The organism is Sorangium sp. So ce363 (assembly GCF_051520435.1).
GTDB lineage: Bacteria > Myxococcota_A > Polyangia > Polyangiales > Polyangiaceae > Sorangium > Sorangium cellulosum_B.
The window spans coordinates 864,199-876,787 of record NZ_CP150333.1; the positions used below are offsets into that span (position 1 = coordinate 864,199).

General features: G+C 70.8%; 7 protein-coding genes. 1 reads left to right on the top strand and 6 read right to left on the bottom strand.

The genetic code is table 11. The features are described 5' to 3' along the window. Nucleotides 1-82: 82 nt before the first annotated feature. From WMF12_RS03270 to uvrB, 3 genes are all read right to left on the bottom strand, one after another. On the bottom strand, nt 83-1,102 hold the full coding sequence (locus tag WMF12_RS03270; protein ID WP_437549493.1) for a LacI family DNA-binding transcriptional regulator: 1,020 nt from the start codon (nt 1,100-1,102) through the stop codon (nt 83-85). A 295-nt stretch (nt 1,103-1,397) separates the two neighbouring features. Next, nucleotides 1,398-2,582, bottom strand: coding sequence for a phosphoserine phosphatase SerB (gene serB, locus WMF12_RS03275; RefSeq protein ID WP_012233298.1), 1,185 nt, complete (start codon nt 2,580-2,582; stop codon nt 1,398-1,400). 408 nt (nt 2,583-2,990) lie between these two features. Beyond that, nucleotides 2,991-5,150, bottom strand: coding sequence for an excinuclease ABC subunit UvrB (gene uvrB, locus WMF12_RS03280; RefSeq protein ID WP_437864532.1), 2,160 nt, complete (start codon nt 5,148-5,150; stop codon nt 2,991-2,993). Between the two features lie 857 nt (nt 5,151-6,007). Here uvrB and rsgA point away from each other — a divergent pair. After that, complete coding sequence (gene rsgA / locus WMF12_RS03285) at nt 6,008-7,072, top strand: ribosome small subunit-dependent GTPase A (protein ID WP_437864560.1); 1,065 nt, start codon at nt 6,008-6,010, stop codon at nt 7,070-7,072. A gap of 377 nt (nt 7,073-7,449) precedes the next feature. Here rsgA and WMF12_RS03290 read toward each other — a convergent pair whose 3' ends face one another. The 3 genes from WMF12_RS03290 to WMF12_RS03300 all read right to left on the bottom strand — a co-directional run bounded on the left by WMF12_RS03290 (nt 7,450) and on the right by WMF12_RS03300 (nt 12,481). Next, complete coding sequence (locus tag WMF12_RS03290; protein WP_437864576.1) at nt 7,450-9,396, bottom strand: sigma 54-interacting transcriptional regulator; 1,947 nt, start codon at nt 9,394-9,396, stop codon at nt 7,450-7,452. Between the two features lie 263 nt (nt 9,397-9,659). Continuing rightward, nucleotides 9,660-11,417, bottom strand: a complete 1,758-nt coding sequence (locus tag WMF12_RS03295) for a hypothetical protein (protein WP_437744160.1) — start codon at nt 11,415-11,417, stop codon at nt 9,660-9,662. Between the two features lie 221 nt (nt 11,418-11,638). Next, nucleotides 11,639-12,481 carry an SDR family NAD(P)-dependent oxidoreductase gene (locus WMF12_RS03300; RefSeq protein WP_437864603.1) on the bottom strand — a complete coding sequence of 281 codons (843 nt, stop codon included), beginning with the start codon at nt 12,479-12,481 and terminating at the stop codon, nt 11,639-11,641. Nucleotides 12,482-12,589 lie beyond the last annotated feature (108 nt).

Genomic DNA, 12,589 nt, shown 5'->3' on the forward strand with positions numbered 1-12,589 from the left:
AATCGGTTCAGCTTACGTTACTTAATCGGTTCAGTCTATGCGTCCGTGCGGGGGGCCGGGCCCTCGCTCGGGCCAGGCCGGCTCATGCGCGGGGGGGCGGGGCGGTGCTGCCCCGCGTCGCGAGCGTCGGCGCGCTGCACTCGTCGTCGGTGACCGGCTCTCCTGCGACGAGGCGGAGGAGCAGCGCGGCGGCGCGGGAGCCGTGCTCGGCGATGTTGCGGCGCACCGCGGTCAGGGCGGGGTGGACGAGCTGGCACAGCGCCGAGTCGTCCCAGGCCACGATCGAGAGGCGCTCCGGCACGGGGACGCGCATCTCGTGGGCGACCGCGAGCGCGGCCACGGCCATCACGTCGTTGTCGAACACGATGGCCGTCGGCGGCGAGGCCTCGGCCAGGAGCCGCCGTGTGGCCTGGCCGCCTGCCTCGCCCGTGTAGTCGGCGTGGACCGTCTGCACCCGATCCAGGCGCCGCTGGCGCGCGGCCGCGGTGAACGCCTTGGTCCGGACCGCGGTGTGCACGAACTCGGCCGGGCCGGCGACCCGCGCGATCGACCGGTGGCCCAGCGCGGCCAGGTAGTCGACGACGGCCCGCATGGCGCTCGCGTCGTCGCTCCACACCCCGGGCAGCTGCCCCTTGCCCGCCGGCCCGCCGATCACCACCGCCGGGAGCTTCAGCTCCTCGATGAGCTTCACGCGCGGATCGTCGTCGCAGAGGTCGACGAGGATCACCCCGTCGACCCGCCGCTCGGCCCACCAGCGGCGGTAGGTCTCCACCTCGGCCACGCGATCCTCCGTGACCTTGAGCAGCAGCGCCTCGGCCTTCTCGGACAGCTCCGCCTCGATGCCGGAGATGAGCTGCATGAAGAACGGCTCGATGCCGAGCATGTGCGCGGGCCGATCGATGACCAGGCCGACGGCGCCGGCGCGGCCGTCGGAGAGCGCCCGCGCCGCGTTGCTCGGCTGCCAGCCCAGCTCCGCCGCGATGGCCAGGATCCGCTCGCGCGTCGGCTCCGACACGCCGGGCCTGCCGTTCAGCGCATACGACACCGCTCCTTTGGATACCCCCGCCCGCCACGCGATGTCCGTGATCGTCGGACGCTTCACGCATCACCTCCGCTCCAGGCGACGGAGCGCGCCTGCCGTGTGAACCCGCTCTGCCGCATGGCCCCGGTTGGATAGCACGACGGCCCGCTGGCGAGCCGAACGCCGCGCAGGGCCGAGCGCCGCGAGCGAGCGACGAGCCCAGCGCAGCCCCTCCCACACCGTCGCCTGGCCAGGCGGGGCGGGCCAGGCGCCGCGCCGGACGGCCGCGGGGGGGCCCGGTCAGCGCGCCGCTGTCAAGCGCGGCGCTGCGTCCCGTGGGACTCCGCTGCTGGGCGGACGGGCCGTGTCGCGCTGCTCACGCCACCTCGAGGAGCTCGCGTTCGGTGATGCCGAGCAGGAAGAGGATGGCGTCGAGGCCGCTTGCGGAGAGGGACGTGTCGGCGGCCTCTCGCAGCTTGGGCTTTGCGCGGAACGCGACGCCGAGGCCGGCCCTTTGCAGCATCAGGAGGTCGTTGGCGCCGTCGCCCACGGCGATGGTCTGATCGAGCAACACGCCTTCTGCCTGGGCGATGGTCTCGAGCAGCTCGGCCTTGCGTTGCGCGTTGACGATCGGCCCTGTGACCCGGCCGGTCAGCTGTCCGTTCACGACCTCGAGCGCGTTCGAGTAGGCGTAGTCGATCCCGAGCCGCGCTTTCAGCGCCTCCGCTGCGATCGAGAAGCCGCCGGAGATCACCGCGGTCCGGTAGCCGAGCCGCTTCAGCACCCGGATGAGCGTCTCTGCGCCCTCGGTGATGGGGAGCTCTGCGGCGAGCTTCCGCAGCACGCCGACGTCGAGGCCGCGGAGCAGCGAGAGCCGCTGGCGGAGCGACTCGTCATAATCCATCTCCCCTTGCATCGCGCGTTCGGTGATCTTCGCCACCTGTTCCGCGACGCCCTTCGCGCGCGCCAGCTCGTCGATCACCTCGATCCGGATGAGCGTCGAGTCCATGTCCATCACGACGAGCCGCTTGCTCCGGCGGAAGAGGCCCTCGCGTTGCAGCGCGAGATCGAAGCTGTTCTGCGTCGCGAGGGCGAGGAGGGCCTGCTTGAGGGCGTCGGCCTCCTCTTCGCGCTGGAGCAGCACCTGGATCTCCACCGACGAGAGGCGTTCGACCGACAGCCGCGCGATCTTCTCGATGTTCGCGCCGTGGGCTGCGAGTGTGGAGGCCACGTCGTGCAGCGGCTTTGCGCCGAGCTCGCGGCCGATGGCTGTCACCACGTAGCGGCTCCCGGGCGCGCGCCGCGGCGCGCCCCCGTCGAGCGGCTTGAAGTCGAGCGTCACGCCGAGCTCTTTCGCGGCGAACAGCAGCTCCTTGAGTCCGCTGCGTGTCTCGGGGAAGAGCGCGAGGAGCGCGAGGTTCAGGTTTCCGTGGACCACCACCTGCTCGATATCGAGCAGCGTGGCGCCGATATCGCTGAGGATGCCCGTAAGTCGAGCGGTGATGCCAGGGTGGTCCCTGCCGGTGACGGTGACGAGTATCGGATCGGACGAGACTGTCATGCCGGAGCCCCCTTAACAGCGCCGCGCGGCAGGGTCGACGCCGATAGATCGCTGCACGAAGCAAAACGATGCTTCACCGGAAGAGCGTTTGCCAAGCCACCGTTCCCCCTCGCGCTCCACGCCCCGGCGACCTCCTGCTCCGCATGGCCCGCCGCGCCTGCAGCCTCCCCATCCCCCCATCCCCCCATCCCCCCATCCCCCCACAAAGAGTCCGCGGGGGAGGAGGCTGCGCGCGCGGGGGGGCGGTGGGCGGGCCCCACGAACCCGAGGGCCGGCCCGCAGCGCAGCGATCTCCGCGCGGTCCTCCCTCACCCGTCCAGCCGGCACCAGCCCCCCAAAAGGCCCGAGTTCGTGGGAGGGCCCACCGCCCCCCCGCGCGCGCAGCCTCCTCCCCCGCGGGCTCCGTAGCTATCGGTAGCGCCCGCCCCCTCGCCCCGCCGCCGCCCGTCCGCCCCCTTTGCCGCCCGCCGCTGGCCGCCCGCCCCCCTTGCCGCCCGGACCGCGCCGGCTCGCCGGCCGCCCAGCCCGCGCCGGCTTCTCCTCGGCCGCCTCGCGCGCCGCGCCGGCGTCCCCGTCCCCCTGCTGTGCCTTGAGCTGCCGGAGCTGATCGCGCAGCCGCGCCGCCTTCTCGAACTCGAGGTTCTCCGCCGCCGCGAACATCTCCTGCCGGAGCGCGTCGATCTGGTCGACCAGATCCATCGCGGCGCGCGCCGCCTCGGCCGCGGGCTTCGCCGGGCCCTTCGGGACGGCGTAGTAGTCGCGCGTGCCCGAGGTGGGCGACAGGTCGAGGATCGCCTTCTTCACCGTGGCCGGCGTGATGCCGTGCTCCTTGTTGTACGCCTCCTGGATCGCGCGCCGCCGGTTCGTCTCGTCCATCGCGCGCTTCATCGCTTCGGTGATGCGATCGGCGTACATCACGACCTCGCCGTGCACGTTGCGTGCGGCGCGGCCGATCGTCTGGATGAGCGAGCGCGGGCTCCGGAGGAAGCCCTCCTTGTCGGCGTCGAGGATGGCGACCAGCGACACCTCGGGGAGATCGAGCCCCTCGCGCAGCAGGTTGATGCCGACCAGGACGTCGAACTCGCCGCGCCGGAGATCGCGGAGGATCTCCACGCGCTGGAGCGTGTCGATGTCCGAGTGGAGGTAGCGGACCCGGATGCCGAGCTCCGTGTAGTACTCGGTCAGATCCTCGGCCATCCGCTTGGTCAACGTCGTGACGAGCACGCGATCGCCGCGGCCGACCCGCTCCCGGATGCGCGCGAGCAGGTCGTCGACCTGACCGGACACCGGGCGGATGTGGATCTGCGGATCGATGAGCCCGGTCGGCCGGATGATCTGCTCGACGACCGAGCCGGCCGACTTCTGCAGCTCGTAGTCGCCGGGCGTCGCGCTCACGAAGAGGACCTGCGCGTAGTGTTGCTCGAACTCCTCGAACTTGAGCGGCCGGTTGTCGAGCGCGCTGGGGAGCCGGAACCCGTACTCGACGAGCGTCTCCTTCCGCGCCCGGTCGCCCCGGTACATCGCCCCGACCTGCGGGACGGTCTGGTGCGACTCGTCGATGATGAGGAGGAAGTCCTTCGGGAAATAGTCGATCAGCGTCGGCGGGGGCTCGCCGGCCTTCCGGCCCGAGAGGTGGCGCGAGTAGTTCTCGATGCCGTTGCAGAACCCCATCTGCTCCAGCATCTCGAGATCGTACATCGTGCGCTGCTCGATGCGCTGCTTCTCGAGGAAGCGCACGGCCCTGTCGTAGAAGTCGATGCGCTCGCGCAGCTCCTCGCGGATCGCCTGGATCGCGAGCCTGAGCTGCTGTTGCTCGGTGACGTAGTGGGAGCCGGGGAAGACCGCGTAACGATCGAGCTGGCCCACCACCTTGCCGCGGACAGGGTCGACCTCCTTGATGGCCTCGATCTCGTCGCCGAAGAACTCGACCCGGATCGCGAGCGCCTCCTCGTAGGCCGGGAAGATCTCGACGACATCGCCGCGGACGCGGAACGTCCCGCGGTGGAAATCGACGTCGTTCCGCGTGTACTGGATGTCGACGAGCCGCCGCAGGAGCTCGTCGCGGCGGATCTCGGTGCCGCGCTCGAGCTTGATCAGGAGCCCGTGGTAGCTCTCGGCCGAGCCGATGCCGTAGATGCAGCTCACGGAGGCGACGATGATCACGTCCGGCCGCGAGAGCAGCGCGTGCGTCGCCGCGTGGCGCATGCGGTCGATCGCGTCGTTGATGATCGCGTCCTTCTCGATGAACGTGTCGCTCGTCGGGACGTAGGCTTCGGGCTGGTAGTAGTCGTAGTAGCTGACGAAGTAGTGGACGGCGTTGTTGGGGAAGAGCTCCCGCATCTCGCCGTAGAGCTGGGCCGCCAGCGTCTTGTTCGGCGCCATGATGAGGGTCGGCTTTTGCAGCTTTTCGATCACCTTGGCGGCGGTGAACGTCTTGCCGCTGCCCGTGACGCCGAGGAGGACCTGGAAGGCCTCGCCCTGCTCGAAAGCGGAGCAGATCTCCTGGAGCGCGCGAGGCTGGTCACCGCACGGCTTGAATTCGGAGACGAGCTCGAAGTGTGTGGGCATGGAGCGGAGGACCCTAGTGCGGCGAGGCGCTCCTCGCAACCTCCGCGGCCGTCAGGGCCGGAGGTTGCGAGGAGCGCCTCGCCGGGAAGGCGCGGTCTCGTACGGCTTCGTCGGTCTTCCAACTATCGGCAACCATTGGCAACCATCGGCCGAGCGGAAATTGTCGACCCACTGTCGTTCACCTGGAACGAGGGCGCCCCACGTCCCGCGCCCCTCCGTCCGGCCCACGCTCGTCCCCGCTTCGCCGCATGCGCCGCACCTCGCCGCGCGCTCGTTGCACCCCCAGAGCGGGCTCCGTGCGCTCGTTGCACCCCCAGCGCGGGCTCCGCGCGCTCGTTGCATGAAGCGCGCTCCGTACGCGCGCGCTGTGCTCGCTGGCCATACGGCCGGGCCGAGCCGAGAGCGCTTGACGTCGGCGCGGGGCCATAGGATTCTAGGTGCTGTCGCGTCGTGGTGACGTGAGCCGAACGCGGAGGTCAGGTCATGAGTGCCAACACATCGCACACCCATTGCGCCGCCGCCGTCGTTTCCGCCGCGGCCGGCTGAGCTCGTCTCCACGTCTCCGCGACGTCGCCCGCGTGCCCTGAGGGGTGCGTGTGTGCCCTGAGCGCGTGCCCCTTCCAGGGATCTGCCCTGGCCGGGCGTGCCTTCTGGCGTGACGTCCTGATCGATCGACGAGCTCCGCTCCGCGGCGGCCCCGCGCGTGGAATGGCCGGCGCGTGCGCGCTTGTGCGCCGCCGCGCCCTGTCCGTCGATCGCCGCGCGCCGAAGCTCGGGCGCGGCCGAACGCCATGGAGCGCTCGTCCGTCATGCAAACTCACCTCGATTCTCTCGTTGATCCGTCTTCGCAGCACGAAATGCAGCCCGATCTGGTCGGGCTTGGATGGACTCCCTTCTTCGCGAGCCAGCTCGCCTGTCTCAAGGATGCCGTGCAGCCTGCGCGCGTCGTCCTCGCCTCTGCGTCCAGGCACCACGTTCAGACCGCGGATGGCCCGCGCCTCGCGGTGGTCAGCGGTCGCCTCGCGCACGAGGCCGCGGATCGCGCGGCGCTCCCCACCGTCGGTGACTGGGTGGGGCTCAGGCCTGGCGACGGCGCCGGGCCTTCGTACATCGTGCACACGTTCGCGCGGAGCACGTGCCTGCGCCGCAAGGCCGCTGGGCCCACGGTGGAGGCCCAGGTGCTCGCGGCCAACATCGACAAGGTGTTCATCGTCACGTCGCTGAACGCCGACTTCAACCTGCGCCGCCTCGAGCGCTACATCGACGCCGTCCTCGACAGCGGTGCTCGCCCGGTCCTCGTGCTCAACAAGGCCGATGTCTGCCCGGATCCGGCGCGGTACATCGACGCGGCGCGGGACGTCGCCCCTGCCGCGCCGATCGCGCTCGTCAGCGCGCTCTCCGGCGCCGGCCTCGACGCGCTCCGCGCCGAGATCGGGGCAGGGGAGACCATCGCCCTCGTCGGCTCGTCCGGCGTGGGGAAGTCCGCCCTCAGCAATCGCCTGCTCGGCGCGGAGGTCCAGCTCGAGGGCGCGATCCGGGCTTCGGACGAGCGTGGCCGCCACACGACGGCTCACCGGGAGCTGTTCCTGATCCCTGGCGGTGGCCTCCTCATCGACACGCCGGGCATACGGGAGCTCGGCGTCTGGTCTGCGGGCGGCAGCGCCCCGGCCGGCTTCAACGACGTCGAGGCCCACGCCGCGGCCTGCCGCTTCCGGGACTGCGCGCACGATGGCGAGCCCGGCTGCGCGGTGCTCCGTGCCATCAAGGACGGCGACCTCGATCCCGAGCGCCTCGGCGCCTACCTCAAGCTGGGTGCGGAGCGACGCCACCTCGCCGGGCAGCAGGACGTGCGCGTGAGGATCGAGGAGAAGCGGCGCTGGAAGCAGATCTCGAAGCAGATGCGCGCCAATCCGAAGCGATAAGCAGAGCCGCCCTCCCGCCCCCGCGGCCAGACCTCGGCGTCCCCGCCACGCTGCGTAGACACCCCCAGCAAATCCCCCCGCTTCTTCCCCCGCCCCCGCCCGCCTGCGCGCACCTTCGAGACCGCTCTTTCCCATCCCTTGGAAAGAGCCCTCGGGAGGGGGTGTCGCGCGCGGGGCCGGCGGGGGAAGGGCCCCACGAACCCGAGCGCCGGCCCGCACCGAAGCCACTCGCTCCTGGTTCTCCCTCCCCCGTTCAGCCGGCCATAGCCACCACAAGGCGCGAGTTCGTGGGAAGGGCCCCCCGTCGGCCCCGCGCGCGACACCCCCTCCCGAGGGCTCCCCCGCGTCCTGGAGAGCCCTCTCCGTCCCGTGTCCCGTCAGATCCCGTATTGCCGGAGCTTCTTGTGGAGCCCCTCGCGCGTGATCCCGAGCGACTTGGCCGCGTTGGTCTTGTTGTTGTTGTGCCCGCGCAGCGCTTCCAGGAGGAAGAACTTCTCGACCGCGTCCATCATCTCCTTGAGCGACCCCTTCGGCGTCCCCGCCCGCGCGATGAGCCCCTCGACCTGCCGGATCCTCGGCGAGAGCAGCTCTGGCGTCCCGAACGCCCCCGGCTCCAGCTGGATGACGATCCGCTGCACCTCGTTCTGGAGCTCCCGGACGTTGCCCGGCCAGTCGTACGCGATCATGAGCTCCATCGCCTGCTGGCTGAACCCGCCGCAGGGCTTGCCGATCTCGTCCGCGTAGCGCTCCAGGAAGTGCGCCGCGAGAAGCGAGATGTCGTCGCGCCGCTCTCGCAGCGGCGGCAGGCGGATCGGGAAGACCTTGAGGCGGTAGTAGAGGTCCTCGCGGAACCGCCCCTTGGCCACCTCGTCCTCGAGGTTCCGGTTCGTCGCGGCGACGATGCGCACGTTGACGTGCTTCGGGCTCGTCGCGCCCACGGGGCGGATCTCGCCCTCCTGGAGCGCCCGGAGGAGCTTCGATTGCAGCGACAGCGGCGTCTCGGTGATCTCGTCGAGGAAGAGCGTGCCCCCGTCGGCGATCTCGAACAGCCCCTTCTTCTCCTCGGTGGCGCCCGTGAACGACCCCTTCTTGTGCCCGAAGAGCTCGCTCTCCAGGAGGCTCTCGGCCAGCGCCGCGCAGTTCTGCGCGACGAACAGCTTGTCGCGGCGGCGAGAGCGGTAGTGGACGGCGGCGGCGATGAGCTCCTTGCCCGTGCCCGTCTCGCCCTCGATCAGCACCGTGACGCGCGTGTCGACCACCTTGTCGAGCTGCCCGATCACCTTGCGCATCGCGTCGCTGTTGCCGATGATGTCGACCGCGCCCCCGCTGCCGCCCCGGCGGCGCTCCTCGCGCCCCTTGAGGAAGCTGTTCTCCTTCTGGAGCCGCTCCTCCGCGAGCACGAGCCGCTTGATGAGCCGGGCGTTCGCCACCGCGAGCGAGGCGTTGGCGGCCAGCACGAGGAGCGTCTCCAGGTCGCCGGCGTTCAGCATCCCGGGCACGCTCCGGTTGTCGGCCTGGAGCACGCCGATGATCTCCTCGCCCTTCCAGAGCGGGACGGCGAGCGTGCTGCGGATCGAGGCGCCCATCAGCGACTCGGACTGCCCGACCTCGATCGGCGCGTCGGCGGCGAGCACGGCAGCCCGCTCCTTGATCACCTTCCGGTACACGCTGCGCGTGATCGGGACCGGCCCTGCAGGCGGCCCCCCTTTGCCCGACGCGGACCTGACCCGCGTCAGCACCGGCACGAACGCCGCCGGCGCCGCGCCCGGCTCCTGGTCGTCGTCGCGCAGCACCACCGTGACGTGGGTCGAGCTCGGCACCAGCGCGAGCACCGCGTCGGCGATCTCGGCGAGCACCTCGTCGAGATCGGTCGCCGCGCCGATGCGCTTCTGCGCCGCGTACATCGCCGACAGCGCGCTCGGGTCGCGCTCGATCTTCGCCTCGGCAGGCTCGATCTCGTCGAGGCGGCGGATCGAGACGACCCGCGCGTCGTCGGCCTCCTCCGGGATCTTCACCACCATCCGGGTGACCGCGTCCCCGGAGCCGAGCTCGATGACGTCCCCCGTCTGGAGGGCGAGCGCGCTGCGCCCCGCGCCGAGCTCCAGCCGCTCGCCCCGCCGCGTCACGCTCGTGCCGTTCGTCGAGCGCAGATCCTCGAGGATCACCCCGTCGGCGCCGCTCACGATGCGCGCGTGCGCCCCGGAGACGTGGCGATCGTCGAGGACGACGCGGTTGTCCGACGAGCGCCCGAGCGTGATCAGCTCGCCCTGGAGCTCGAAGGTGCGCCCGGCAGCGAGACCCTGGGTTACCTCGAGCACGATCATGGTTCGTTCTTCAGCCGGGAAGACCCCGTGACAAGGGCCGGAGTAAACCGTCAAGACGGCGGAGACGCCAGGAAAAATCAGGAGCCAGGCGCGTCAGTGAAGCTTCGCGCAAGCGTCGCGCGAGCTTCGCGCGACCTTCGAGCAAGCATCGCGCCCGAATGGCGCCAATCAAGGAAAATCTGGATCCAGGTGATGTGCCCGCCTGCGCGCTCCATGCGCCCCGTGCGCCCCGACCGCGGACGGGGCGCACGGCGCTGCGGCGGTCACTGCGCGCGGGCGGTGAGGCGGTAGATGACCGTCTTGAAGGGCGCGTTGCCGGCGATCTTCTCGGGATCCTTCGAGGCCTCGCCGTCGTCGACGATCTTCTGCAGCTTGGTCGCGACCTCGGCGTCGCCCTTCGGCGAGAGGGCGTCGATGACCGAGACCGAGACGAAGCGGACGGCCGCGTTCGAGACCTTCGGCATCGCGTCGATGATCTGCTGCCGGACCTCGGGGGTGCCGAGCACGCCCGCCATGTAGGCGGACTTGATCCCCTGGAACTGCGTCTCCTTCGCCTGCGACGCCGGATCGCCGAGCTTGCCGACGTAACACTCGAGCTTGGTGCCGCAGGCCCCGAGCAGCTCCTTCGCGATCTTGATCTCCTTCTCCATCGACTTGCCGACCGTGCCGCCGCCGCTCGTGCGGGTGCCCGCGAGCCGATCGACGTCGGCGATCTGGTCGGGCTTCATCAGCTTGAGCGCCGTCTGCAGCGAGACGTCGCGGATCTGCGCGACGTCGTCCTCCTCGCCGCGCGCCTCGAGGCCGGTCTTCACGAGCCACGGCACGAGGCTCGCGTCGAAGAAGTTGCTCGCCGCCTCGGCGAGCATCACCCGCGCGTTGATGCCGGCCGGCGGCATCTCGAGCCCCGCGGGCGTCTTCTCGTAGGCCGCCTGGAAGGCCGCGAGGGTCTCCGGCGTCCTCGGCACCTTGGTCAGCTCGCGCGCGATGATGGCGCGCGGCACGTCGTCGGCCTTCTCGAGCGCGGCGAGCAGCGGCTGCGACGACTCCTGCCGGCCGATCGTCGCCAGGACGAGGGCGGCCGCCGCGACGTGGGCGGTCTCCGCGGCTTTCTTCTGCTCCGCGTTCGCCTTGTCGCCGCCGGCGCCCTTCAGGTTCTCGACCTTCGAGTACTCGACGAGCTCCTTCTGGTCGCCCTGGAGCAGCGCGATCGTCGGCTGGATCGCGGGCTTGCCGATCTTCGTGAGCGCCAGGATGGCCGTCGTGGCCGCGTCCGCCTTGAACGGCGACAGCACCACCTTGAGCAGCGGCACGACCGCCTTCTCGCTGCGCTGCCACCCGAGCAGCTCCGCGGCGGTGATCTGCCAGAACAGCTCGTTCCGCATCGTGCTGACGTCCTTCGGGTCGTTGATCGGGCGCCCGATCATCGTGATGAGCCCGTCTTCCCAGGACTTGCTGTTGATGTCGACCATCGCGTCGTGCACGTCGCGCGAGATCGTCGAGCCCTTGGGCTTGCCGTGCTGGAGCTTCGAGAAGACGGCCATGAGCGGCTCGGCGGCCTTCTCCGACTTCATCGCGCCGAGGCCGCGCACGGCCCAGCGGACGTCCTCCTCGGTGGACTCGGGCTTGTAGTCCTTGAGCGCCTTGATGAGGCAAGCCTCGCCGCGCGGGTCCCTCGTGTCGGAGATGAACTTGATGAGCTTCGAGTTCGTGCGCTCGTCGAGATCGCCGGCCACGCACTTCTGCGTCATCGGCTCGATGATCTTGTCGAGGAGCGGCTTCACGGTCGGGCCGGTCCGGTCCTTGTTGTCACGCGTCATCGCGTCTTCGAAGAACTGGACGAGCCGGTTGACGGAGGCGGTGAGCGTGGCCGGGTCGTCGAGCCGCTTGACGTGCGTCTCGGGGTCGTTCTCGTCGCCACATCCGACGATGACCCCTGCGGAGAGCGCCATCGACGACGCGGTGGCGGCCCCCAGGAGGAGCGAGCGAAGGAGCGGCAGGATGCTGCGTGCTGAGCGGGACATGGTGTTTCCTCCGGGACCTCGGTGATGCTGCCGGCCTGACCTCGCCGTCGCACGGTGCGCTTCAGGAGAGGCGGTCAGCGGCTAGCCTTCGTTAGCCTGAGGGGACGAAAGCGGACAAAAACAGCGCGCGGCAGGGGGCGCGGCCCCCCTTCGGCCACGACGTGGCGCCGCTCCGCCATTGGAAACGGCGAAGCCGACGCTATTCGCCGCCAGAGAACGTGTCAACGCGAGCGCGGCGCCGAGACGAGCCGGCGGATCCCCGTGGCGAAGAGGCGGTCGGGGATGACACGGCGCAGCGCGACGAGCGCCCGTGCGTCCCGGCCGACGAGGGTCCTGAAAGGCGGCGATGCGTCGTCGATGAGGCGGAGGATCGCCGCCGCGACCGGGGTGGGCGGCGGCGCCTTGGCGGCGTCCTTCAGGACGATCTGCTCGATCGCCCTGGTCATCGCGCCGTAAGGGCCTTCGAGCGAGACGTGGGCGCCGCGCCGCTGGTTTTCGTAGAAAATTTCGGTCTTGAAGGTGCCGGGCTCGACGAGGCAGACATGGACGCCGAACGGGGCGACCTCCCAGCGCAGCGCCTCGCTGAAGCCCTCGACGGCGTGCTTCGTGGCCGCGTAGGCGCTCACGCCGGGGAGGCCGACGAGCCCGGAGAGGCTCGAGACGTTGACGATGCGGCCGCGCCCCGCGCCGCGCATCGCCGGGAGCACCGCGCGCGTCACGGCCATCAGCCCGAAGACGTTGGTCTCGAACTGCGCCCGGACGTCGCCGTCCGCCTGCTCCTCGAAGGCGCCGCCGACCGCGATGCCGGCGTTGTTGACGAGGGCGTAAGCGGGGCCGTGCTTCCGAAGGATCTCCCCGACCCTGTCGGGCGCGCTCGCCGCGGCGACGTCGAGCTGCTCGATCTCGAGCGTGACGCCCCGCGCGCCGGCGGCGGCGAGGAGCGCGCCGGCCTTCTCGGGGCGGCGCATCGTGGCGATGACCCGGTGGCCCGCGGCCGCGCACGCGACCGCGGTCGCGAGGCCGATGCCGCTCGAGGAGCCGGTGACGAGGACGAGGTGACCCATGACGAAGGGGCGCGAGTATAGGCGAAGCGCGACGCGGCGGGGCGCGCGGCATGTGCGGCGCGCGCGGCGCGTCGAAGCGCCGCCGCCGCCGCGCCGCCGGGGCAGGCG